At 72.4% G+C, this 23,784-nt stretch carries 19 protein-coding genes and 1 tRNA gene; 10 read left to right on the top strand and 10 right to left on the bottom strand.

Annotation, left to right across the window (positions count from 1 at the left end; all coding sequences use genetic code 11):
* Positions 1 to 23: 23 nt before the first annotated feature.
* The 4 genes from ACLBYB_RS28425 to ACLBYB_RS28410 all read left to right on the top strand — a co-directional run bounded on the left by ACLBYB_RS28425 (position 24) and on the right by ACLBYB_RS28410 (position 4,151).
* Positions 24 to 100, top strand: a tRNA-Met gene (locus ACLBYB_RS28425).
* A 551-nt stretch (positions 101 to 651) separates the two neighbouring features.
* A complete protein-coding gene (locus ACLBYB_RS28420) occupies positions 652 to 1,131 on the top strand; it encodes a MucR family transcriptional regulator (RefSeq protein ID WP_020095549.1) in 480 nt (159 codons plus the stop codon).
* A 131-nt stretch (positions 1,132 to 1,262) separates the two neighbouring features.
* Positions 1,263 to 2,720, top strand: a complete 1,458-nt coding sequence (locus ACLBYB_RS28415) for a Do family serine endopeptidase (protein ID WP_020095548.1) — start codon at positions 1,263 to 1,265, stop codon at positions 2,718 to 2,720.
* Between the two features lie 87 nt (positions 2,721 to 2,807).
* The gene (locus ACLBYB_RS28410; RefSeq protein ID WP_056529899.1) at positions 2,808 to 4,151 is read left to right on the top strand and encodes a replication-associated recombination protein A; all 1,344 of its coding nucleotides are present in this window, start codon (positions 2,808 to 2,810) and stop codon (positions 4,149 to 4,151) included.
* Positions 4,152 to 4,158: 7 nt separating this feature from the next.
* Here the strand turns inward: ACLBYB_RS28410 and ACLBYB_RS28405 are convergent, their stop codons facing one another.
* Positions 4,159 to 4,623, bottom strand: a complete 465-nt coding sequence (locus ACLBYB_RS28405) for an Lrp/AsnC family transcriptional regulator (protein WP_447683460.1) — start codon at positions 4,621 to 4,623, stop codon at positions 4,159 to 4,161.
* 249 nt (positions 4,624 to 4,872) lie between these two features.
* Between ACLBYB_RS28405 and ACLBYB_RS28400 the strand changes: the two genes are divergently transcribed.
* Positions 4,873 to 5,883 carry a 1-aminocyclopropane-1-carboxylate deaminase gene (locus ACLBYB_RS28400; RefSeq protein ID WP_020095545.1) on the top strand — a complete coding sequence of 337 codons (1,011 nt, stop codon included), beginning with the start codon at positions 4,873 to 4,875 and terminating at the stop codon, positions 5,881 to 5,883.
* Between the two features lie 384 nt (positions 5,884 to 6,267).
* Entirely contained in the window at positions 6,268 to 8,037 is a 1,770-nt protein-coding gene (gene ggt, locus ACLBYB_RS28395; RefSeq protein ID WP_447700768.1) for a gamma-glutamyltransferase, read from the top strand.
* 111 nt (positions 8,038 to 8,148) lie between these two features.
* Here ggt and purD read toward each other — a convergent pair whose 3' ends face one another.
* The 3 genes from purD to ACLBYB_RS28380 form a co-directional block, all read right to left on the bottom strand.
* Entirely contained in the window at positions 8,149 to 9,423 is a 1,275-nt protein-coding gene (gene purD, locus ACLBYB_RS28390) for a phosphoribosylamine--glycine ligase (protein ID WP_447700767.1), read from the bottom strand.
* 109 nt (positions 9,424 to 9,532) lie between these two features.
* Entirely contained in the window at positions 9,533 to 9,859 is a 327-nt protein-coding gene (locus ACLBYB_RS28385; protein WP_447683462.1) for a hypothetical protein, read from the bottom strand.
* Between the two features lie 85 nt (positions 9,860 to 9,944).
* Positions 9,945 to 11,171 carry an oxalate decarboxylase family bicupin gene (locus ACLBYB_RS28380; RefSeq protein WP_447700766.1) on the bottom strand — a complete coding sequence of 409 codons (1,227 nt, stop codon included), beginning with the start codon at positions 11,169 to 11,171 and terminating at the stop codon, positions 9,945 to 9,947.
* A 205-nt stretch (positions 11,172 to 11,376) separates the two neighbouring features.
* Here ACLBYB_RS28380 and ACLBYB_RS28375 point away from each other — a divergent pair, with 205 nt between their 5' ends.
* Both ACLBYB_RS28375 and ACLBYB_RS28370 read left to right on the top strand, forming a co-directional pair.
* Positions 11,377 to 12,645 (top strand): efflux RND transporter periplasmic adaptor subunit, encoded by a 1,269-nt coding sequence (locus tag ACLBYB_RS28375; RefSeq protein WP_447700765.1) that lies wholly within the window; start codon positions 11,377 to 11,379, stop codon positions 12,643 to 12,645.
* Positions 12,646 to 12,782: 137 nt separating this feature from the next.
* A complete protein-coding gene (locus tag ACLBYB_RS28370; RefSeq protein WP_447700764.1) occupies positions 12,783 to 15,212 on the top strand; it encodes a membrane-bound PQQ-dependent dehydrogenase, glucose/quinate/shikimate family in 2,430 nt (809 codons plus the stop codon).
* Between the two features lie 76 nt (positions 15,213 to 15,288).
* Here ACLBYB_RS28370 and ACLBYB_RS28365 read toward each other — a convergent pair whose 3' ends face one another.
* The 6 genes from ACLBYB_RS28365 to ACLBYB_RS28340 all read right to left on the bottom strand — a co-directional run bounded on the left by ACLBYB_RS28365 (position 15,289) and on the right by ACLBYB_RS28340 (position 21,025).
* Positions 15,289 to 16,224: a dihydrodipicolinate synthase family protein gene (locus ACLBYB_RS28365; protein WP_100253330.1), complete on the bottom strand. Its 936-nt coding sequence runs from the start codon at positions 16,222 to 16,224 to the stop codon at positions 15,289 to 15,291.
* Positions 16,225 to 16,339: 115 nt separating this feature from the next.
* Positions 16,340 to 18,604 carry a xanthine dehydrogenase family protein molybdopterin-binding subunit gene (locus ACLBYB_RS28360; protein ID WP_447700763.1) on the bottom strand — a complete coding sequence of 755 codons (2,265 nt, stop codon included), beginning with the start codon at positions 18,602 to 18,604 and terminating at the stop codon, positions 16,340 to 16,342.
* A gap of 172 nt (positions 18,605 to 18,776) precedes the next feature.
* On the bottom strand, positions 18,777 to 19,820 hold the full coding sequence (locus ACLBYB_RS28355) for an FAD binding domain-containing protein (RefSeq protein ID WP_091677259.1): 1,044 nt from the start codon (positions 19,818 to 19,820) through the stop codon (positions 18,777 to 18,779).
* Positions 19,817 to 20,311, bottom strand: coding sequence for a (2Fe-2S)-binding protein (locus tag ACLBYB_RS28350; protein WP_447700762.1), 495 nt, complete (start codon positions 20,309 to 20,311; stop codon positions 19,817 to 19,819). The genes ACLBYB_RS28355 and ACLBYB_RS28350 overlap by 4 nt, the downstream gene beginning before the upstream one ends.
* A 116-nt stretch (positions 20,312 to 20,427) precedes the next feature.
* Positions 20,428 to 20,658: a hypervirulence associated TUDOR domain-containing protein gene (locus ACLBYB_RS28345; RefSeq protein WP_042673358.1), complete on the bottom strand. Its 231-nt coding sequence runs from the start codon at positions 20,656 to 20,658 to the stop codon at positions 20,428 to 20,430.
* Between the two features lie 103 nt (positions 20,659 to 20,761).
* Positions 20,762 to 21,025 carry a hypothetical protein gene (locus ACLBYB_RS28340; RefSeq protein WP_020095533.1) on the bottom strand — a complete coding sequence of 88 codons (264 nt, stop codon included), beginning with the start codon at positions 21,023 to 21,025 and terminating at the stop codon, positions 20,762 to 20,764.
* Between the two features lie 219 nt (positions 21,026 to 21,244).
* Here ACLBYB_RS28340 and ACLBYB_RS28335 point away from each other — a divergent pair, with 219 nt between their 5' ends.
* Positions 21,245 to 22,501 (top strand): sensor histidine kinase, encoded by a 1,257-nt coding sequence (locus tag ACLBYB_RS28335; protein ID WP_447700761.1) that lies wholly within the window; start codon positions 21,245 to 21,247, stop codon positions 22,499 to 22,501.
* A gap of 97 nt (positions 22,502 to 22,598) precedes the next feature.
* On the top strand, positions 22,599 to 23,732 hold the full coding sequence (locus ACLBYB_RS28330; protein ID WP_447700760.1) for a hypothetical protein: 1,134 nt from the start codon (positions 22,599 to 22,601) through the stop codon (positions 23,730 to 23,732).
* The last annotated feature ends 52 nt before the right edge of the window (positions 23,733 to 23,784 follow it).

The following is a 23,784-nucleotide window of genomic DNA, read 5'->3' as shown; positions in this document are numbered from 1 at the left end:
CCGGATCAGCCGCACAGACTTGGCGCGGGGTGGAGCAGCCCGGTAGCTCGTCAGGCTCATAACCTGAAGGTCACAGGTTCAAATCCTGTCCCCGCAACCAAATCCGACACACAGAACCCGCCGCGCTCAACAGCGCGGCGGGTTCTGCGTTTGTCCGGCCACGGACGGAGCCCGAACGCCCGAGCGAGTTCGCGATCAGGTTGCGCCACTGGCGCACCGTCGGTCCGCCTCCAGACCCTCCGTCGCTCACCGCCGAGGTGCGACCGCCACAAAGCGTCGCTGAGGTTGTCCTATCGGCTTTGAGGTATCGGCCAGCGACGCTCTGCGAATGCACAATCGATGGGCAGAAACGGCCTCGTAAGCTCTATAGCCGGCACCGCATCGCACCTTCGGCTGTAGAGTGCAGGCCGCGTCAGGTCGCAGGGATAATTCGGCAATATCGATTGCGCACAAGCGAGACCCTGACAGGCATTACTCCTTGAGGTTGAGCGATCAAGATCGCTCTTATTACGCTATTTGGGACCGTATACCCCAGTTCCGAATTTAAGACTTGACGCTTCTTGCGAATGCGATTGTATCAGGCGTCCGAATCGCGACGCAGTGCTTGCGTTCTGGCGAGTTTCGTCATCACGAGAAGGCAACGCACGAGACATGGCCCAGTCGAACGGCGGCTCTCTCCGCCTCGTCACGCTCGCCTCCGAGATCGTCTCGGCCTATGTGAGCCACAATCACGTGCAGAGCGCGGATCTGCCCGGCCTCCTCAACGAGGTGCACGCGGCGATTCGGGGGGTCTGCGACGCCGGCCAGAGCCCGCCGATCGCCAAGGCGACCGCGCAGGAGATCCGGCGCTCGATCAATCCGGACTTCCTGATCTCGTTCGAGGACGGGAAGCCCTACAAGACGCTGCGCCGGCACCTCACCCTGCGCGGCCTGACGCCGGAGGCCTACCGCGCCAAGTGGGGCCTCGCCTCGGACTACCCGATGACGGCCCAGAGCTATTCCGAGCAGCGCTCGCAGCTCGCCCGCTCCCTGGGCCTCGGGCAGCCGCGCGCCGCGGCGCCGGAACCCGAAGCCGAGCCCGCGCCGCAGCCCGCCGGGAAGCGGCGGGCGCGCAGCAAGGAAGCCGTCTGACGGCGACACGCCCCGCCTGCGGCGAAGGTGTCGTCGACCTGCCGCAATCGGCCTCGATAGCGTGGGGCCGCACGGTGCGCCTGCCTTGTCTCGGCCTGGACGGCGCGCCCGCCCAGACGCCGGAGCCCTGCATGCTGACCCGCCTCACCCTGCCCGCCCTCGTCGCAGCCCTGCTGGCCGCCAGCCCGGCCGCGGCGCAGATGGCGCGGACGGAGACCCGGGAGCCCGCGAAGGACGGCACCGCGAAGGTCGTGCCGCTGAGCAAGGCTGACGTGCAGCTCTCCTTCGCCCCCGTGGTGAAGCGGGCCGCGCCCTCGGTGGTGAACGTCTACGCCTCCCACGTGGACAAGCGCTCCAGCGCGCGCACCAGCGCCATGGAGGAGTTCATGCGCCGCTTCTTCGGCGAGCCGGAGGGCGGCCGCGGCCCCCGGGGTGACCGGGCGCAGCGCTCCCTGGGCTCGGGCGTGCTGGTCGATGCCGATGGGCTCGTGATCACCAACAACCACGTCATCGACAACATGAACGAGGTGCGGATCGCCCTGGCGGATCGCCGCGAGTTCGAGGCCACGATCGTGATGCGCGATACCCGCACCGACCTCGCGGTGCTCAAGATCAAGGAACCGCCGAAGGGCCTCGTGCCGATGCCGTTCGGCGATGCCGACGCCCTGGAGGTCGGCGACTTCGTGATGGCGATCGGCAACCCGTTCGGCGTCGGCCAGACGGTGACGCAGGGCATCGTCTCGGCGCTGGCGCGCACGCAGGTCGGCTCGGCGGACTATCAGTACTTCATCCAGACCGACGCGGCGATCAACCCGGGCAATTCCGGCGGCGCGCTGGTCGATCTGCGCGGCCAACTCGTCGGCATCAACACCGCGATCTACTCGCAATCCGGCGGGAGCCACGGCATCGGCTTCGCGATCCCGGTGGGCATGGTCAAGGCGGTGGTCGACGCCGCCCGGGACGGGGCGAACGTCGTGCGCCGGCCCTGGCTCGGGGCGCGCATCCAGAGCGTGACGCCCGACATCGCCGACAGCATGGGCCTCGATCACCCGACCGGCGTGCTGGTGGCGAGCCTCCAGCCCAAGAGCCCGGCCGAGGAGGCGGGCCTGAAGCGCGGCGACCTGATCCTCACGGTCGACGGCCAGGAGGTCGCCGATCCGGAGGCCTTCGGCTACCGCTTCGCCCTGAAGGGCGTGCAGGGCCACGCCCGGTTCGGGATCCTCCGCGGCACGACCCGGCAGACGGTCCCGGTCAAGCTCGCCCCGGCGCCCGAGACGCGTCCCCGGGACGCGCTCAAGGTGAAGACCCGCTCGCCGTTCGTCGGCGCGACCCTCGTCAACACCTCGCCGGCGGTGGCCGAGGAGATGCAGGTGGACTTCCCGGCCGAGGGCGTGGCCGTGCAGGCGGTGGACGAGAACTCCATCGCGGCCCGGGTCGGGCTGCAGAAGGGCGACGTGATCGTGGCGGTCAACGGCGTGCCGATGGCGACCACGAAGGATCTCGACCGGGTCACCCGCAACAGCCTCAATTCCTGGGAGGTCGCGATCAACCGCAACGGCGAGATCCTGACCTCGGTGTTCGGCGGCTGATCCCGTCGCGGGGCGCCAGGTCCGTGGCCGTGGGCAAGCCCCGGCTCCCGGCTTGCGCCCCCGGCCGCGCCCGGTGTTGATGCGCGGATGTCCGACCTGTTCGCCTCCGCGGAGACACCCGCCGCGCCGGATCCCGGCCGCCCCCCCGGCGCCGAGGCCGCCCGCCCGCTGGCGGACCGGCTGCGCCCGCAGACCCTCGCCGAGGTCGTCGGCCAGGAACACCTGACCGGGGAGGGCGGGGCGCTCACGCGCCTGCTGCGGGGACGGACGCTCGGCTCGCTGATCTTCTGGGGGCCGCCCGGCACCGGCAAGACCACGGTGGCGCGGCTGCTCGCCCAGGGCACCGACCTGCATTTCGAGCAGATCTCGGCGATCTTCTCCGGCGTGCCCGACCTGCGGAAGGTGTTCGAGGCGGCGCGCAAGCGGCGGGCGACCGGGCAGGGGACCCTGCTGTTCGTCGACGAGATCCACCGGTTCAACCGGGCCCAGCTCGACGCCTTCCTGCCGGTGATGGAGGACGGGACCGTCACGCTGGTGGGCGCGACGACGGAGAACCCGTCCTTCGAGCTGAACGCCGCGCTCCTGTCCCGCGCCCGGGTGCTGCTGTTCCGGGCCCTCGATCCGGGCGCCGTCGCGCGGCTGCTGGTCCGGGCCGAGGCGCTGACGGGCCAAGCCCTGCCGCTCACCGAGGAGGCGCGCGGCGTTCTGGTCCGCATGGCCGACGGCGACGGCCGCGCGGCCCTGACCCTGGCGGAAGAGGTCTGGCGCTCGGCCCGCCCCGGCGAGACCCTCGACGCCGAGGCGCTGCAAGCGATCGTGCAGCGGCGCGCGCCCATCTACGACAAGGCGCAGGAGGGCCACTACAACCTGATCTCGGCGCTCCACAAGACCGTGCGCGGCTCGGATCCGGACGCGGCGCTCTACTATCTCTGCCGGATGCTCGATGCCGGGGAGGACCGGCTGTTCATCGCCCGCCGGCTCGTGCGCATGGCGGTGGAGGATATCGGGCTCGCCGACCCGCAGGCGCTGGTGGTGGCCAACGCCGCCAAGGACGCGTTCGACTTCCTCGGCAGCCCCGAGGGCGAGCTGGCCCTCGCCCAGGCGGCGATCTACCTCGCCTGCGCGCCGAAATCGAACGCCGTCTACGAGGCCTACAAGGCCGCGACGCGGCTGGCCAAGGAGGCGGGCTCCCTGCCGCCGCCGCGGACCATCCTCAACGCGCCGACCAAGCTGATGAAGCGGATCGGCTACGGCGAGGGCTACCGCTACGACCACGACGAGCCCGACGCCTTCTCGGGCCAGGATTACTGGCCCGACGCGCTCGGGCGCCAGCACCTCTACCAGCCGACCGAGCGGGGCTACGAGACCCGGCTCGCCGAGCGCCTCGACCGGTGGGAGGCGCTGCGCAAGGCGCGGCGCGGGGAGGGGTAGGGGGCCCTCACAGATCGAGCGGCGCGTTGTCGATCACCTCCTTCATCACGAAGAAGGTCCGGGTCTGGCGCACCCCCGGCAGGCCGATCAGCGTGGCGCTGTGGAGGCGGTTGAAGTCGGCCATGTCGGAGACCCGGATCTTCAGCATGTAGTCGAAGTCTCCGGCCACGAGGTGGCAGTCGAGGAGCGCGGGGATCGCGCGCACGGCGGCCTCGAACTCCGAGAAACTCTCGGGCGTCGAGCGGTCGAGCACGACGCCGACGAAGACCAGGGTGCCGCGCCCGACCCGCATCGGATCGATCAGCGCCCGGACCGCCCGCACGAACCCGTCCGCGAACAGGCGCTGGATCCGGCGATGGCAGGTGGCCGCACTGGTGCCGACCCGCTCGGCGATCTCGGCATTCGCCATGCGCCCGTCCGTCTGGAGGAGGCGGAGGATCTTCTGGTCGATCCGATCGAGCCCTACGGACATGGACGATTCTTTCGGATGCGGCGCGAAATCCGGAATACTCCCCAGCCAGCCTGGTCAGCAGCGCAAGTCAAGGTCTGTTCATGCTCGAAGATCGAGAGCACCTTTCATCCCGGATCGGGTAGATTCTCCCCGCGCCTCGAAGACGGAGCCGGGCCTCGCGCCGGGCCGTTGCCGAGGCCTCGCTTCGATGCGCCCGGGCGGACCGAGACCGCTGCTGCCCCGGGGCGCCCCGAGACCCGGAGAGACCCGATGCTGGACAAGTTCGAGCGCTATCCCCTGACCTTCGGCCCGACGCCGATCGAGCCGCTCAAGCGCCTGACCGCGCATCTCGGCGGCGAGGTCGAGCTCTACGCCAAGCGCGAGGATTGCAATTCCGGCCTCGCCTACGGCGGCAACAAGCTGCGCAAGCTCGAGTACATCGTGCCGGACGCGATCAAGAGCGGCGCCGACACGCTTGTGTCGATCGGCGGCGTGCAGTCGAATCACACCCGCATGGTCGCGGCGGTGGCCGCCAAGATCGGGATGAAGTGCCGGCTGATCCAGGAGGCCTGGGTGCCCCACGAGGACGCCGTCTACGACCGGGTCGGCAACATCCTCCTGTCGCGGATCATGGGCGCGCAGACGCAGCTCGTGGATGACGGGTTCGACATCGGCATCCGCGATTCGTGGAAGCGCGCGCTCGCCGAGGTCGAGGCCGAGGGCGGCAAGCCCTACGCGATCCCGGCCGGTGCCTCGGTGCACAAGTACGGCGGGCTCGGCTACGTCGGCTTCGCGGAGGAGGTGCGCAAGCAGGAGGCCGAGATGGGCCTGCGCTTCGACTACGTGGTGGTCTGCACGGTGACGGGCTCGACCCATGCCGGCATGTTGGTGGGCTTCTCGGCCGACGGGCGCGCCCGCAACGTCATCGGCATCGACGCTTCCTGCACCCCGGCCCAGACCAAGGCCCAGGTCCTCGACATCGCCCAGAACACCGCCGCCCTGGTCGGCGCGGGCGACATCGTGGCCGACGACGTGGTGCTCAACGAGGATTACGCCTACCCGGTCTACGGCGTGCCCTCCAAGGAGACCGTGGAGGCGATCCGCCTCTCGGCCCGGCTCGAGGGGATGATCACCGACCCGGTCTACGAGGGGAAGTCGATGCAGGGCATGATCGACCTCGTGAAGAAGGGCTTCTTCCCGAAGGGCTCGAAGGTGCTCTACGCCCATCTCGGCGGCGCGCCGGCGCTGAACGGCTACAGCTACACGTTCCGCAACGGCTGAGGCCTTCGGCGGCGCGCCGTCCTTGCGAGCGGAGCGAAGCAATCCAGCAGCGCCACGCTTCCTGACGTGGCGCGACCCTGGGTCACTTCGCTGCGCTCGTGATGACGGAGAGGTGCACCTCAACCGAACCGTTCCAGCGAAACCGAGTGAGGCAGATCGGCCCGATCCCTCACCGCCCTTCGCCCCTCTCATCCTGCGGTGCTGTGCTGCGGGCTCGGAGGGGCTCGGAGGGGCTCGGAGGGGCTCCGGAAGTCTCGCGAGCCCTCGGAGGCTCCTTCGCGGCGGCTTCGCCGCCCCTCGGGATACGGTGATCGGACGGGTCCAGCGACTCCAGCGCGCGGTCCCCTATATGACGGCGCGGGACCCGCACCGGAGAGGGCAGGGATGATCGCACCGGCACGCGCGCTGCTCCTCACGGCCCTGCTCGCCCTGGGCGCGCCCGCTGCGCGCTCCGCCTCGGGACCGGCCGTCGAGGCCGAGAACGGGATGGTGGTCTCGTCCCAGCGCCTCGCCTCGCAGGTGGGTGCCGACATCCTGAGGGCCGGCGGCAACGCCGTCGACGCCGCGGTGGCGGTCGCCTACGCCGAGGCGGTGGTGAACCCCTGCTGCGGCAACATCGGCGGCGGCGGCTTCCTGGTGCTCCACAGCGCCGACGGGCGCAGCCGCTTCATCAATTTCCGCGAGACCGCCCCGGCGGCCGCCACCCGGGACATGTATCTCGACGCTGCCGGCAACGTCGTGAAGGGCGCGAGCCTGCGCGGCTGGAAGGCGGCCGGCGTGCCCGGGACGGTGCTCGGCCTCAACACCGCCCTCGCCGCGTACGGGACCCTGCCGCTGGCGCTGGTGATGGCGCCGGCGATCGCGCTCGCCCGGGACGGGTTCGTGCTGACCCGGGGCGACACCGACATCCTCGAATCCGGCACGAAGCTGTTCGCGGGCCAAGCGAACGTCGCCCGGATCTTCCTGCGCCCGGACGGCAGCCCCTGGCGGCCCGGGGACCGACTGGTCCAGTCCGACCTCGCCCGCACCCTCCAGGCCATCGCCGACCACGGCGCGGACGCGTTCTACAAGGGCGCGATCCCGGAGGCCGTGGAGGCGGCCTCCCGGGCGGGCGGCGGCCTGCTGACGGCCTCCGACTTCGCCGCCTACACGGTGACGCAGTCCGAGCCGCTCACCTGCCGCTACCGGGGCGCCACGATCCTGTCGGCGCCCCCGCCCTCGTCCGGCGGCACCACGCTCTGCGAGATCCTCAGCATCCTCGACGGCTACGACCTGCGGGCCGCCGGGTTCAACTCGGCCCGGACCGTACACCTGATGGTCGAGGCGATGCGGCGCGCCTACGCGGACCGCAACCTGCTGCTCGGCGACCCGGCCTTCGTGGAGAACCCGGTCGACCGGCTGCTGTCGCAGGCCTACGCGGAGACGCTCCGGGCCTCGATCCGCCCGGACCGGGCGACCCCGTCGGCGGAGATCCGTCCGGATCCCGGCCCGGAGCCGCGGGAGCGGCTCGAGACCACCCACATCTCGGTGATGGACAGGGCCGGCAACGCGGTCGCGCTGACCTACACGATCAACGGCTATTTCGGCGCCGGGGTGATCGCCGGCGACACGGGGTTCTTCCTCAACGACGAGATGGACGATTTCACGGTCAAGACCGGGGTGCCGAACCTGTTCGGGCTCGTGCAGGGGACGAAGAACGCGATCCAGCCGGGCAAGCGCCCGCTCTCCTCCATGGCGCCCACGATCGTGCTGCGCGACGGCAAGGTCGCGCTGGTGGCGGGCTCGCCGGGGGGCTCGCGGATCATCACGATCAACGCGCAGACGCTGATCAACGTGCTCGATTTCGGCATGGAGCCGCAGGAGGCGGTGGACGCCCCGCGCATCCATCACCAGTGGCTGCCCGACACGGTCTACGCCGAGCCCTTCGCGCTCTCGGCGGACACCCAGGCCATCCTCAGGGGCATGGGCCACACGATCGTCGAGCAGAGGCCCTGGGGGGCGCAGGAGCTCATCGCGGTCCGGGCCGCGGCGCCCGCCCTGCCGGAGGCCGCGTCGTCGGGCAACGACGCCTCGCGCACGGAGCGGATGCGGCCAGGTCTGCTCTACGGTGCCAACGACAACCGCCGGCCGGCCGGCGCGGCGGTGGGGGAGTAGGGGGCGGGCGGCTTGACGCGGACAACCCCGTCATTCCGGGCACGCCGGCCTCGTCCGGGAGGGCAGGGTGGGGTGGGGCCCGGGACACCCGCCACGAGCGAGACCGGGGGTTCAGCCCTCTCCCGCCTCCCGCGCCACCGCGCGGAACCCGATGTCGCGCCGGCAGAAGCCCTCCGGCCAGTCGATCCGGGCCACCGCCGCGTAGGCGCGGGCCTTGGCGTCCGTGACGCTGCCGCCGAGGGCCGTCACCGCCAGGACCCGGCCGCCATCGGCGAGCAGCTGCCCGCCCTCGGCGCGGGTGCCGGCCTGGAACACGTGGACCCCGTCGCCCTCGGCGGCGTCGACGCCCCGGATCACCGAGCCCCGGACCACGGCGCCCGGATAGCCGGCCGCCGCCATCACCACGGTGAGGGCCGCCCGGTGCGGATCGAATTCCAGGCTCACGCCGGAGAGGTCGCCCTCGCAGGCCGAGAGCAGGGCCGGCACGAGGTCGGAGGCGAGGCGCGGCATCAGCACCTGCGCCTCCGGGTCGCCGAAGCGGGTGTTGTACTCGATCAGCTTGGGGCCGTCGGCGGTCAGCATCAGGCCGGCGTACAGGATGCCGGTGAACGGGCAGCCGCGGGCCCGCATGCCGGCAAGCGTCGGCGCGATGATCTCGGCCATGACCCGGGCCTCGATCTCCGGGGTGACCACCCGGGCCGGGGAATAGGCGCCCATGCCGCCGGTATTGGGCCCCCGGTCCCCGTCGAAGACCCGCTTATGGTCCTGGGCGGTGCCGAGGGAGATCGCCCGCGTGCCGTCGCACAGGGCGAAGAAACTCGCCTCCTCGCCGAACAGGCACTCCTCGACCACGACCTCGGTGCCGGGCTCGGCGAAGAGGCCGGTCAGCGCGTCCTCGGCCTGGTCGACCGTCTCGGCCACGGTGACGCCCTTGCCGGCGGCGAGGCCGTCGGCCTTCACGACGATCGGGGCGCCCTGCTGGCGGACATAGGCCAGCGCCGGCTCCAGGGCCGTGAAGCGCGCGAAGGCGGCGGTCGGGATGTTGCAGGCGGCGCAGAGATCCTTGGTGAAGCCCTTCGAGCCCTCGAGCCGGGCGGCGTCGCGGGTCGGCCCGAAGGCGCGGATCCCGGCGGCCTTCAGGTCGTCCACCATGCCGGCGACGAGGGGCGCCTCGGGCCCGACCACCACGAGGCCGATCGCCTCCGCCGCGCAGAAGGCGGCGACGGCCGCGTGGTCCGTGACCTTGAGGTCCGGCCGGTTGGTCCCGTGGCGGGCCGTGCCGGGATTGCCCGGCGCCGTGAACAGGCGGGTGCAGAGCGGGCTCTGAGCCAGTCGCCAGGCCAGGGCGTGCTCGCGGCCGCCGGAGCCGATCAGCAGGATGTTCATGCGCACGCCACCATGGGCCCAGCTTCTGGGGGAAGCGTGCCCGCGGGAAAAGGTTTTTTTCGGGCTTTCCCCGCTCTGCGCGGATATCCCGGCGGCGCGGAGGCCGATGTCAGCAGCCGGTGCAGACGCTCGTGTTGAGGCCGCCGCCCCGCCGCACGATCCCGTTCCGACCGATATGGCGGCCCCGGTACACGTCCCCGCGGACGCCCCGATAGGGCAGGTAGGGCCCGAAGGAATCGGCCTGGACGTTGCGCTGGAACGTCTGGTTCAGCGTGTTGAAGTCCGAGACCCGCTGCTGGTTGAGCGACCGGATCTGGCCCTGCAGGGCGAATGAGGCGTTGGCGGCATTCGGGTCGTTCTGCTGCACCTGCGCCCAGGCGGAGCCCGCGGGGAGGGCGAGCGCCAGGGCGAGGAGCGCGCGGGACGCGGCACGCATAGGTCCCTCCGTGCGAGAGTCGAGCGGGTTTCGGAAACGCTTGTGCGAGTCGACGCGCCAGGATCGGTCCGGGTTCCCGGGCGCGTCAACCCGGCACAACGGGGGACTTCGTCTCCGGCAGGGCCTCAAGGCGCTCGGGATCCAGCCCGGTATGGGCCTGGACCAGGGGGTGCGGGGTCAGGGCCAGCCACTGCGTCAGGGAGATGTCGGCGTAGCGCGGGCTCTTGAACATCTCCAGGAATGTCAGGGTCGTGTCGCCGGTATTCTCGATGTAGTGCCCCATGGCGAAGGGCACGTAGCCGACGTCGCCGGCCCTGTAGTCGAAGGTGCGGGCCTTCGATTCCGAGCCGAACACCGTCATCCGGCCCTGGCCGGAGAGGTAGTACTGCCACTCGTCGCTGTTCGGGTGCCAGTGCAGCTCGCGCAGCCCCCCGGGCTCGACCTCGACCAGGGCCGCCGCGATCGTCACGGACGCCGGGAACACCGTGGAATCGGTGATGCGCACGCTGCCGCCCCGGGTGCGGACCGGCTCCTGCGCCAGCATGCGGTGGCTGAAGGTCTTCGGCATCGGCCCGGAGCCGCCCATCCTGTCGGCCGCGAGCGGGCCGGGTTTCGGGCCGGGGAAGATGTAGAGCTCCTTCTCGGGGATCCTGGCGAAGGCGCTCTCGGGCAGGCCGAAATTCTTGGCGAGCACGTCCCGGGGCGTGTGGGCCAGCCAGTCGGTGAGCAGGAAGGTGGAATCCTCCGAGAAACCGCCGTCGTCGAAGACGAGCAGGAACTCGCACCCGTCGATCCCGTCGGCGGCGAGTCCCTGGATGGAGTGCGGGATGCCGCCCGGGAAGTACCAGAGGTCGCCCGCGCCGACATCGTCCGCGAAGGTGCGCCCGTCCTGGTCGACCGCGGTGATCCGGGCCTTGCCCTTGATCATGTAGGCCCACTCGGATTCCTTGTGCCAGTGCATCTCGCGGACCGCGCCGGCCTTGAGCCGCATGTTGACCCCGGCCATGGCCTTGGAGACCGGCAGCTCGCGGATCGTGGTCTGGCGCGCCCAGCCGCCCTCCTCCAGCCGCATGTGGCTGTCCGCGAAGGACCATTTCAGGTTCGGCATGGTGCCGTGGTCGGTGGCGGGCGGCGCCAGGGTGAACGGCTCCTCGGCGGCGCGGGGCCGGTTCCGCGGGCCCAGGATGTCGGCGCCCTTGCCGCCGCGCTCGGGGCGGGGCGCGGCCGGCCCGGCGGATTGCGCCGCGGCGGAGGACGCGGCCATCGCGCCGCCGGCGGCTGCGATGACGGCGCGCCTGGAGATCTCGGTCATCGTGGATGGGTCCCTGAGTCCGTGGCAGGGAAACCGGTCGCGTGCTCGGAGGATCCGCGGGCGGGCCGCGCTGTGCGCTGCGGCATCTCGCCCGGAGCCCGCGCGCGGTCTATGCATTGAATACGGCGCATTGAATACGGCGGCGCACGCGTCCCGGCCGGGCGCCGAGGCGGCGGTGCAGGCGCGGCGCGACCCGAGGGCGAGGATGGCGGACCGGGACAGTTCAGCCACGGACGGAACCGTCCCGCCCGCCCGCGGCGGCCGCCGGTGGCTCGCCCTGCTGGCGCTGGCGGGCCTCGGCGTCCTCGGATACCGCCTGTGGCCGGACGCGTCGCGCGCGGCGAGTCCGCCCGCCGCCGAGGCGAAGCCGCCGACCGTGCGGGTCGCCGCCGCGGCCCGGGCCTCCGACACCCTGAGCCTGACCCAGACGGGCACCACCCAGGCGTTCGACATCGCGAACCTCTACCCGCGGGCGACCGGCTACATCGTCGAGCGCAAGGTCGATATCGGCTCGCACGTGAAGGCGGGTGAGCTGCTGTTCCGGATCAGCGCGCCCGACCTCGATCAGCAGCTGGTCCAGGCCCAGTCGCAGGTGCTGCAGCTCCAGGCGGCGCTGATCCAGGCGCGGGCGATGGTGGATCAGGCCGAGGCCAACCGCCACCTCGCCGACGTGACCAACCGGCGGACCTCGACGCTCGCCGGCACCGGGGTCGAGACCCGGCAGAACGCCGACACCTCCCAGGCCGGGGTGCTGGCGCAGACCGCCAACGTCGACGCCGCCAGGGCCGCCGTGAAGGTCGCGGAAGCCAACATCGCCGCCCAGGAGGCGCAGGTCGCCCGGCTCAAGGTCCTGACCGGCTTCGAGGAGATCCGCGCGCCCTTCGACGGGGTGGTGACGGCCCGCAACAACGACGTCGGCGACGCGGTCACGGCGGACACGAATACGGGGGCGCCGCTCCTCACGCTGAACCGGGACGACGTGCTGCGCATGGCGGTGAACGTGCCGCTCTACGCCGCCGACGGGGTCCGCGACGGGCTGGCCGCCTCGGTCGAGGTGGCGCAGATCCCGGGCCGGATCTTCCCCGGTACGGTCTCGCGCTCGTCGACGACGCTGCTCTCGGCCGCGCGCACGCTGGTCACGCAGGTCGACATCCCCAACCCCGACGGGGCGCTGCGGCCGGGACTCTACATCACGATCACGCTGGAGATCCCGCGGGTCTCGCCCGCCGTGACGGTGCCGAACGACGCGCTGATCTTCGACCAGCACGGGACCCGCGTGGCCGTGGTCGAGGCGGCTGGGGACGGGGGGGGCGTGGTGCGGATGCGCCCCGTCACGATCTTCCGCCAGACCCGCACGCTCCTGGAGCTGCGCGACGGTCTGAACGGCGGCGAGCGCGTCGTCGTGGGCCCGGCGGCCTCGCTGCGCGACGGCGACAGGGTCAGCCTGCGTCCGGAGGACCGGGCCGGGGCGTGAGCGGCGGCGCCCGGCAGCCTTGTCCAGCCTTGGGACAGCTACGGCGGCGATAAGCCGTCGGGTATGCGGCGGCGCCGTGGGGGCTCAGCTTCCGGCGCCGCCGTGACCGGCCGGCTCAGGAAGCGGATACCACCGCCGTGGCACTCGGAACGATAGCGCTGTCGATCGCGCTGCTTGGCCTCGCTCTCGCGAGCTTCGGTCTGACACTGGCCCTCGCGGGCGGGTCCTGGTTCTACGTGGCCCTGGGCTTGGGCGTGCTGGTCTCCGGCGTCGAACTGGTCCGGCGACGCCAGAACGGCCTCCGGATCTACGCCCTGGTGCTGGCGGCGGCCTTCGTGTGGACGCTCGGCGAGGTCGGGCTCGACAAGTGGCAATGGATCCCGCGCGGGGCCCTGCTCCTCCTCGTCGGCCTCGTGCTCTGCCTGCCCTCCGTGGTGCGGCGCCTGCGCGACGCGCCCGAACGGCCCTGGAAGCCCGGTCTCGGGAACGGTCCGCTCGCCCTCCGGGTCGTCGTCCTGCTGATCGCGGCCTCGGGCGCCGCGTCCTGGTTCGTCGACCCGGTCGAGACGCGAGGCAGCCTGCCGAAGGTCGCGGGGGCGGGGCCGGCCGCCGTCGATCCGAGCGGCGTTCCCTTTCCGGCCGACGACTGGGTCGCCTATGGCGGCACCAATCTCGGCCAGCGCTACTCGGCGCTGGCGGATATCGGCACCGCCAATGTCCGGGGCCTCGCCGTGGCCTGGGAGCACCATACCGGCGACCTGCGCGGCGACAGCCGGGCGGATCCGAAGGAATTCACCTTCGAGGCCACGCCGATCAAGGTGAACGGGCTGCTCTACCTCTGCACGCCGCACAACATCGTCCAGGCCCTGGAGCCCGAGACCGGCCGGCTGGTCTGGGCCTTCGACCCGAAGATGGCGCGGGACGGCCAGTACCAGCACCAGACCTGCCGCGGCGTATCCTACAACGACTCGGCCGGCTACGCGCCGCCCGCCGAGACCGACGCCGACCGGGCCGCCGCCGTCGCGGCCGCGGTCGCCGAGTGCCCGCGCCGGATCATCGCGGCCTCGGTCGACGCCCGCCTCTACGCGCTGAACGCCGAGACCGGCGCCCCGTGCAGGACCTTCGGGGCGGACGGGTTCGTCGATCTGACGGCGCAGATGCCGAACCTCCGGCGCGCCGCCTATCAGCAGACTTCGGCACCGCTGGTGACCCGGAACCTCATCGTCCTCGGCAGCGCCATCGCCGACAACTACTACGCGGACAACCCCTCGGGCGTGATCCGCGCCTTCGACGTGCGCACCGGCGCGATCGTCTGGAAGTTCGACGCCGGCAAGCCCGACGCGACCGCGCCGCTGCGGCCCGACGAACGCTACGAACCCAACTCGGCGGTGGCCTGGACGCAGTTCTCGGCCGACGAGGCCCTGGGGCTCGTCTACGTGCCGTTCGGCAACCGGGCGCCCGATCAGGTGGGCGTGGCCCGGTCGCGAGAGGACGAGGCCCTCATCGACGCCCTGGCGGCGCTGGATCTGGAGACGGGCACGCTGCGCTGGGCGTTCCGGACCGCGTATCACGACCTGTGGGACCGCGATAACCCGTCCCAGCCGGTCCTCCTGAGCCTGCCGCGGGGCGAGGAGACGGTGCCGGCGATCCTGATCCCCACCAAGGTCGGCAACGTCTGGGTCCTCGACCGCCGCACCGGCGCCCCGGTCCGGCCGGTCTCCGAGGTTCCGGTCTCGACCCGGACCGACATCCCGGGGGAGACGCCGTCCCCGATCCAGCCGATGTCGTCCCTCCGCTTCACGCCGGCGCCGCTGACGGAGGCCGGCATGTGGGGCGTCACGCCCTTCGACCAGATCCAGTGCCGCCTCGCCTTCCGGTCGAACCGCTACGACGGCAACCCGTTCACGCCGCCCCAGGCGTCGGAGGGCGCGATCGTCTGGCCCGGCAATATCGGGGTGTTCAACTGGGGGTCGGTGGCGGTCGATCCGGTCCATCACTGGATGATCGCGACGCCGCAATACCTGCCCTACATCTACCGCCTGCTCCCGCGCCCCCCGGGCGAGCCGGAGAGGCGCCTCCTCGGTGCCGATCCCGAGGCGAGCCCGGTCAACGAGAATCTCGGCGGCCCCTACGCGATCTCGATCGCGCACATGCGCTCCGCCCTCGGCATCCCCTGCAGCGCGCCGCCCTGGGGCGTGCGGGTCGGCGTGAATCTCGCCGACGGCACCGTTGCCTGGAAGCGCCGCAATGGCACGGTCGCGGGGCAGAAGGTCGGCGGCCTGGCGGTCCCGCTCCCCCTGGAGATGGGCATGCTGGCCCACGGCGGCACCCTGACCACGGCGGGCGGCGTCGCGTTCACGGCCGCCACGCTCGACGACCGCATCCGCGGCTACGACATGCAGACCGGCGAGGTCCTGTGGACCACGACGTTGCCGGCCGGCGGCCAGGCCACCCCGATGACCTATCGCGGCCGGGACGGCCGGCAGTATGTGGTGATCGCGGCGGGCGGGCACGGCGCCCTCGGCACCACGCCGGGCGATTCGGTCATCGCCTACAGGCTCGAGTGAGCCGTGGCGCCCCGCCCGCCGGAGCGGGCGAGGCGGCTTCGGCGAGGCCCCGGCCTTCCGGCCGGGGCAGGGCGGTCTAGGCCGCGAGACGGGCCCGCGCGTCGGTGCGGGCGAGGCGGGCCAGCAGGTACTCGACCTCGGCCTTCGCCTGCGCGGTCAGCGCCTGCGACGGCTTGCGCTGCGCGTCGGACGCGAAGATCCCCCGGCGCATGAACACGTATTTGCGGACCGCGAGCCCCAGCGGGCCCTGCTGCTGCTCGTAGCGGAGATAGGGGAGGTGGGCGTCGAACAGGTCGTGGGCGGCGTCGCGCTCGCCGGCCCGGCCGAGGCGGACCACGTCGACCAGCATCTCCGGGAAGGCGTAGCCGGTATTGGCCCCGTCGGCGCCGCGCTCGGTCTCGAAATCGAGGAACAGACCGCCGTTGCCGACCAGGATCGAGATGTGGCGCATCGAGCCGTCCGCCTCGAAGCCGCGCAGCGTCGAGATCTTCTCCAGTCCCGGCCAGTCCTCGTGCTTGAGCATCACGCAGGAGGGGTTCTCCGACACGATCCGGCGGATCACGCCGGGGGTCATCTGGACCGAGAAGGTGAGGGGATAGTCCTGAAGCACGAAGGGCACGTCCGGGCCCACGGCCTCGGCGGCATTCCGATAATAGCCGACCACCTGGTCGTCGGTGCGGAGCGTGTTGGGCGGCGCGATCATCACGCCGGCCGCGCCCAGCTCCATCACCTCCCGGGCGAGCGACCGCATGGCCGCGAAGCCCGGCGCCGTGACACCGACGATCACCGGCAGCCGGGTGCGCCCGAGAACGCGCCGCGCCACGGCGATGCCCTCCGCGTGGTCGAGCTTGCCGGCCTCGCCGAGCTGGCCGAGGATCGTCAGGCCGTCGACGCCGGCCGCCCCGAAGAAGTCGGTCATCCGGTCGAGGGAGACCTCGTCGATCCGGCCGTCCGGATGGAACGGGGTCGGCGCGATCGGGACGACGCCGCCGATGTCGCTGGTGAGGGGCATGCCGGTCTCCGCGCTGCTGCGGCGGCCGCCGGCCGCCGGGTGGCATGCCCCATACTAAAAAAACCCGGGCGGCGCGACGCGCCCGGGACCGGTTCCACGCGACCGACGCGCTGGATCAGCCCAGCAGCTTGTCGAGGGTGATCGGCATCTCGCGGACCCGCACGCCGGTGGCGTGCCAGACCGCGTTGGCGATGGCGCCCACCGTGCCGGTGATGCCGATCTCGCCGACCCCCTTCACGCCCAGGTTGTTCACCACCGCGTCGTCCTCGTGGACCAGGATCGCCTCCAGGGCGGGCACGTCGGCGTTCACCGGCACGTGGTACTCGGCCAGATTGTCGTTGAGGAAGCGGCCGGTGCGCGGGTCCATCTCGGCCCGCTCGTGCAGGGCGAAGGACAGGCCCCAGATCATCCCGCCGTAATACTGGCTCTGGACGAGGCGCGGGTTGATCACCCGGCCCGCCGCGAAGGCGCCGACGAGGCGGCTCACGCGGATCTGGCCGAGATCGGGATCGACCTTCACCTCGGCGAAGACCGCGCCGTGGGCGTGCATGGCGTAGGAGGCCTGCGCGGCCGGGTCGGCGCCGGCCTTGCCCTGGCCCTCGATGCGCGACCGGCCGGCCCGCCGGAGGATGTCGGTGAAGGACTCGCTCCGGCCCGGGTCGTCGCGCCGGGTCAGACGCCCGCCCGCGGCGGTCACGCCGGCATTGCCGGCGCCGTAGAGCGGGGAGGCGGGGTCGTTGGTGGCGAGCTCCGCGAGCTGCCGGATCACGTCGCCGGCCGCCGCGTGGACCGCGCCGCCCGCCGTGGCGGTGTGGCCCGAGCCGCCCGCGATGCCGGCATTCGGCAGGTCTGACGAGCCCATCCGGAAGGTGAGGGCGTCCATCCCGATCCCGAGCCCGTCGGCGGCGATCTGGGCGAGCGCCGTCCACGAGCCCTGGCCCATGTCGATCGCCCCGAGCTCCACCGTGCCGGTGCCGTCGGCGCGGATCTCGGCCCGGGCCATCCCCTCGAAGATCAGCGCCGGGAAGGTGGCGGTGCCCATGCCGGTGCCGACCAGGAACCCGTCCCGGTCGCGGGTCTGGCGGGGCTGCAGCGGGCGACCGGCCCAGCCGAAGGCCTCGGCGCCGCGCCGGTAGCAGTCCCGCAGGGCCTTCGAGGAGAACGGCTTGCCGGTGATCGGCTCGACCTCGGCGTAGTTGGCGAGCCGGAACTCCAGCGGGTCCATGCCGAGCTCGTGGGCCATCTCGTCCAGCGCGCTCTCCAGGGCGACGCTGCCGGTCGCCTCGCCGGGCGCGCGCATGAACAGCGGCGTGCCGGTGTCGAGGCGCACGGCCTCGTGCCGGATGGCGATGGCCGGGCTCGCGTACAGGGTGCTGGTCGCCCGGCCCGCCGGCTCGAAGAAGTCGTCGAAGCTCGACGAGGCGGTGCGGATGTGGTGGTCGAGGGCCGTCAGCTTGCCGGAGGCGTCGGCGCCGAGCCGGAGGGTCTGCCGGGTCGGTCCGCGATGGCCCATCGGGCCGTACATCTGGGTCCGGGTCGGGACGAGCTTCACCGGCCGGCCGACGAGCTTCGCCGCCATGCAGGCGAGCACCTGCGGCCCGGCGGGGACGCCCTTCGAGCCGAAGCCGCCGCCGAGATAGGGGCTCTCGATGTGGATGTCGTCGGGGCCGATGCCGAACAGCCCGGCGAGCCTTGCCTGCGACATGGCGAGCGCCTGGGTCGGCATGAACAGCGTCAGCCGGTCCCCGTCCCAGCTCGCCACCGCCGCGTGGGGCTCCATGGCGTTGTGATACTGGGCCGGCGTCTCGTAGGTGGCGGCGATCGCCTTGGACGCGGCCGCGAGTCCGGCCTCGACATCGCCGTCCGTCTCGACGGGCGGCGCGCCGACGCCGACCGAATCCGGCGTGAAGGCCTCGCCGGAATCGAGCCCGATCCGCGGCGTCTCGGCCGCGTAGGTCGGGGCGAGCAGCCGGGCGCCCTCGGTGGCCGCCTCCAGGGTCTCGGCGATCACCACGGCGATGGGCTGGTTGGCGTAGCGGACGCGGTCGTTCTGCAGGAGGTCGAGGCGGAACGTGAACGGCCCGTCCTTGGCGTCCGGGTCCTTGGCCAGCGTCGGGGCGTGCCCCGGCCGCATCACCGCGACGACGCCGGGATGCGCCTCCGCGGCGGCCACGTCGAGGCCGGTGACGCGTCCGCGGGCGATCCGGGCGACGCAGAGCGCCGCGTGGAGGGTTCCGGGCGGCAGGTTGTCGGCGGAGAAGCGGGCCTGGCCCGTCACCTTGAGCGGGCCGTCGCGCCGGGTCAGCGGCTGGCCGATGCTGGAGCCGTGCCGGATCGCGCCGGCGGGGAGATTCGGGGCGGGCGTGGAGGTCGCGGTCATGCGGGTCTCCTCAAAGGGTTCCGGTTGAAGCCTTCGGTTGCGGTGACCCGCTCCGTCATCACGAGCGCAGCGAAGTGACCCAGGGCAGCGCGACACCGGGCATCGTGGCGCCGCCTGGGTTGCTTCGCTCCGCTCGCAAAGACGGCCCTGGAGCCGCCGACCGGGGGCAGGGTCAGACGATGCCGAACGGGGAAGCGGGGAGGGCCGGGATCCGTGCGGGCGTGCCCGCGGCGGCCTGGGTCAGCGCGCGGATCGCCACCCGGCGGGCGAGCTCGACCTTGAAGGCGTTGGCCTCACCGGTGGGCTTGGCGCCGGCGAGCGCGGCCTCGGCGGCCTTCGCGAAGGCCTCGGGGGAGGGTGCCTGCCCGGCGAGCGCGGCTTCAGCCTCCGCCACCCGCCAGGGCTTGAGCGCCAGCCCGCCCAGGGCGAGCCGGGCCTGGCCGATCCGGCCGCCGGCCTCCAGGGTGAGGGCGGCCGCCGCCGAGACGACCGCGAAGGCGTAGGAGGTGCGGTCGCGGACCTTGAGGTAGCGGGCATTGCCCCGGAACGCGGCCGCCTCGGGGGGCAGGCGCAGGGCGGTGATCAGCTCGCCGGGCCGCAGCTCGGTCTCCCGCTCCGGGTGGTCGCCGGGGAGGTGGTGGAACGCGGTGAGCGGCACCTCCCGGGCACCGTCCGGCCCGGCGATCTCGACCACCGCGTCGAGGGCGGCGAGCGGCACGCAGAAATCGGACGGGTGGGTGGCGATGCAGTGCTCGCTCCAACCCTGGACCGCGTGGATGCGGGTGGCGTGCCCCAGGGCCGCGCAGCCGGAGCCGGGCGCGCGCTTGTTGCAGGGCGAGACCGCGTCGGTGAAGTACTGGCAGCGGGTGCGCTGCATCAGGTTGCCGCCGACCGTGGCGGCGTTGCGCAGCTGCGCCGAGGCGCCGGCCAGCAGGGCCTCGGCCACCATCGGGTAGGCCTTGGCGAAGGCCGGGTCGTGGGCGAGGTCGCTGTTGCGGACCAGGGCCCCGACCCGGGCGGTGCCGTCCGGCAGCCGCTCGATGGCCGAGAGGCCGGGGAGGCGGGTGATGTCGACGACCCGCTCCGGGGTGGCGACACCGCCCTTCATCAGGTCGACGAGATTGGTGCCGGCGGCGAGGAAGGCGGTGCCCGGCTGCTGGCCGGCCGCCACGGCCTCGGGCACGCTCGCGGGGCGGATGTAGTCGAAGGTCCTCACGCCGCGTCCTCCCGCTGCTCCGAGGTCCGGGCGGCCGCGTCCCGCACGGCGTCCAGGATCCCCGCGTAGGCGCCGCAGCGGCAGAGATTGCCGCTCATGCCCTCGCGGATGCGCTCCGGATCGGTACCGGCGTGGCCCTCGCGGATCAGGCCGACCGCGCTCATGATCTGGCCGGGGGTGCAGAAGCCGCACTGGAAGCCGTCATGGGCGATAAAGGCCGCCTGGACCGGGTGCAGCCGGTCACCCTCGGCGAGCCCCTCGATGGTGAGGATCTCGGCACCGTCGAGGCTCGCGGCGAGGGTCAGGCAGCTGTTGATCCGGCGCCCGTCCACCAGGACCGTGCAGGCGCCGCACTGGCCGCGGTCGCAGCCCTTCTTGGCGCCCGTCAGACCGAGGCGCTCGCGCAGGAGATCGAGGAGGGTGACGCGCGGATCGTCGAGGGCGATCTCGCGCGGCTGCCCGTTCAGGGTGAGCCTGAGGGGAATGGTCATGCGGGGGTCCCGGCTTCCAAGGCTGGAACCGTTACAGATAGCCGCCGCCCCGCTTCCGGCGAGACCTTAAGCAGAAAGCGATGTGCGCAAGATCACGGCACGCGAAGGTTGCGCGCTTACGCCGACTTGACCCGGACCTCAGAGGCCGATTTCAGCACGGTCTTGCCCTTGGCGGTCTTGATCTCGAGGGCGGGCTCGGCCTTCGAGGCTTCGCGCTTCACCGTGTTGCCCTTGATGGTCTTCTCCACGTCCCGCGTGTGGACCTTGGTCACCTCACCCGAGACGGTGCCCTTGCCCCATTTGTAGGTGACGTCGTCCCCGGTCTTCACCTTCGCCTTGGCGGTCATGCGCGTCTCCATCGTGGATATGAGCGTGAATGAGGGCGTGGATGCGGGGAAAGGCGCCCGGCGGCGGGCGCGTTCCCGGGTTTCCACGGCCGGGATGCCGCACTCAGCGGCCGACCTCCCGGCGCAGGGCGGTGACCATCGTCTCGACCGCCGCCTGCGCGGTCTCGCCGAGGTCGATGGCGCTCTCGCCGGCGGTGACGAGGCCGCGCCCCTCCAGCTCCTTCACGCCCTCCGGGTCGGCCTCGTGGCCGGCGCCGTCACGGCGGATCACCGAGGTGACCGTCTCGCCGCTGACGAGCCGGTGATAGGCCGCGAAGGCGAGGATCGAGAGGGCCTTGTCGGAGAGTCCGTTCAGGTCGTCGGCCATGCGTGCGTTCCTCCGCGCGTTTCTCCACGCATTCGTCGAAGCGTGCTCGACGGACGAACGCCGTACGGGGCCGGGGGGTCCGGGCGGCCGCCGGGGTGCGACGACACGTGCGACGACACGTACGACGACACTCGCGGCGACGGGTGCGAGGACGCGTGCGCTCCTCCGGGCGACGACGCTTCGCGCCGGGGCCACCTTCCTGCTACCCTGCCGCCCTCCATGACTCCGCAGACCGACCAGACCGAAGTGGAACCGAGCCCCGAGCCGCGCCGCGCGCCCGCGCCGCCCGATCTCGACTATCGCCTGCGCCAGCAGGCGATCCTGTCGGAGTTCGGTGTCGAGGCCCTGCGCGGCACCGATGTCGACCACCTGCTGCAGCGGGCCGCGGAACTGTGCGCGCAGGGCATGGGCGCCGAGTTCTGCAAGGCCCTGGAATATCGGCGCGGCGCCGATACCCTGCTGGTCCGGGCCGGTGTCGGCTGGGGGCCCGACGTGATCGGCAAGGCCCGGATCGGGGCCGATCTCGCCTCCCCGGCCGGATTCGCCCTCAAGACCGGCCGGCCTGTGATCTCCAACCACCTCGCGGACGAGACCCGGTTCCGCACGCCGCAGCTCATGGCCGAGCACGGCATCCGCCGGGCGATCAACGTGCTGATCGAGAACCGGGACGGTGCCTTCGGGGTGCTGGAGGTGGACGACACCCGCGAGGGCATGTTCGCGGAGGCCGACATCGCCTTCATGCAGGGCTTCGCCAACCTGCTCGGCGGCGCCATCGAGCGCCAGCGCACCGAGAGCCTGCTGCGGGCCGCCCTCGCCCGGCAGGACCTGCTCGCCCGCGAGATGAGCCACCGGGTCAAGAACAGCCTCGCCATCGTGGCGAGCCTCCTCGCCCTGCAGGCCCGGGCCGCCGAGGAACCCGCCGTTCAGGCGGCCCTGGCGGACGCGCGCAGCCGCGTCGAGGCGATCGCGGGCGTGCACGACCAGCTCTGGCGGCAGGGTGACAAGGTAGAGGGTGAAGGGGAGGGGGTGCCGGGCGAGCTCGACCTCGCGCCCTTCCTGGAGAAGCTGGTGGCCAACCTCGCCAGCGGCGTGCCGGGCCAGCGGCTTACCTGCACGGCCTGCCCGCAGCGGATCTCGGCCGACCGGGCGATTCCCATCGGCCTCCTGGTCAACGAACTCGTCACCAACGCGCTGAAATACGCCTACCCGACCGAGACGCACCCGGCGGGCGGCGAGATCCGGGTCCGCGCCGAGCGGCGGCCGGAGGGGCTCGTGGTCGAGGTTGCCGACGACGGGATCGGCCTTCCGGCGGGGTTCGAGATCGGGCGCAGCTCGAAGAGCCTGGGCATGCGGGTGGTCGGCAGCCTCACGCGCCAGCTCGGCGGCAGCCTGACGATCCCGGCCCGAGAGAAGGGCGCCTGCTTCCGCCTGGAAGTGCCCCTGGAGGTAACCCCGGAGGCGCCCCCGGCCGGCTGAGCGTGGGGCGCGCCCCGACGACGGGGCGGGGACTGGACAATGGCCCTACCCCGCCGCGATCGAGGTGCGACGGGCGCGGCGAGACAGAGCGGATGCAGTGACCGAGAACAGGACGACGGCGGTGCTCCTCGCCGAACGGCTCCACGCCTTTCGGAGCCTCGGCGACAATTGCGAGTTCGGGTTCGTGCAGCGCTACGGCGGGGTCGAGCCTTCCGGCCTGCTGCGCTTCTCCTACACGCCGATGGAGGACCTGATCCGCGGCCTGCGCTGCGGCTTCGCGGATTTCGGCGTGCCGGGCGACCTGCGGCTCTCCGTGAGTTCCGGCGGCACCTATTACTGCCACAGCGTCGCCTACAACATCTGGGCGAATACCGGGCACCCGGCCGGCTCGATCGAGCCGGAGGTGCTGCTGGAGCGGGAGTACGGCCGGCTGGCCCATCTCAAGCGCAAGCTGCTGGACGAGCTCGCCGACGGGTCGAAGATCCTGGTGCGCAAGGCCGGCCGCGACGAGCCCGAGGCCGATTTCGCCCGCCTGGCCGAGGCGGTCCGTGCGCACGGGCCCGCGACGCTGCTCCGCGTGACCGAGGCCGGGCCGGACTGGGTTCCCGAGCCCGCCCGGCGCGTCGCCGACCGGCTGATCGCGGGACGGGTCCGCCGGTTCGCGCCGGTGGAGCAGGCCTGGGAGGTCGATCTCGAACCCTGGATGCACCTCGTGGACAGCGCCTACGCGCTGGAGCGCGGCGCGGCACCGACCCGCCTCGACGCCGCCGCCTTCCCGGAGGCGCTGGCGCTCCCGGGGCGCCTGCGCCGGCATGTCGGCCGGCACCGGGCGAAGGCTCTGAGCGCCTACACGCGGGCGGTGAACCCGGCCGGCTTCCGCGCCGACACGGTCCACGTGTTCTCGAGCTGGGTGTGGATTCCGGAGGACTTCGCCGGGGACCGGGTCTTCGCGGCGGCCGGCTACGCGCGGCTGGGCTGGCGGGACGCCGACCTGTCGCGGCGCCGGTGCTGGCAGCGCGTCTGGGCGGCGGGACGGCTGCGCCCCGACGCGGCGCGGGAACCCGTCGGGCTCGGCATGATCGGCACGCGGCGGGACGGGTTCTGGTCCGCCGGGGCCCGCTTCGCCGAGGGGCCGATCCCCGGCGATGAGCCGGCGCCGGCGCTGCGGATGCCTCCGGTCCGGTTCCCGGGCCGGGATCTCCTCGGCCGGCTGCTGCCGCGGGTCCTGTAGACCCGGACCGGCGCCCGACCGGGAACCGATCCGGCACGGCGGTCTTGCCTAC

It is taken from the genome of Methylobacterium sp. D54C, from assembly GCF_053345595.1.
This window is presented reverse-complemented; position numbering and strand designations above follow the sequence as displayed.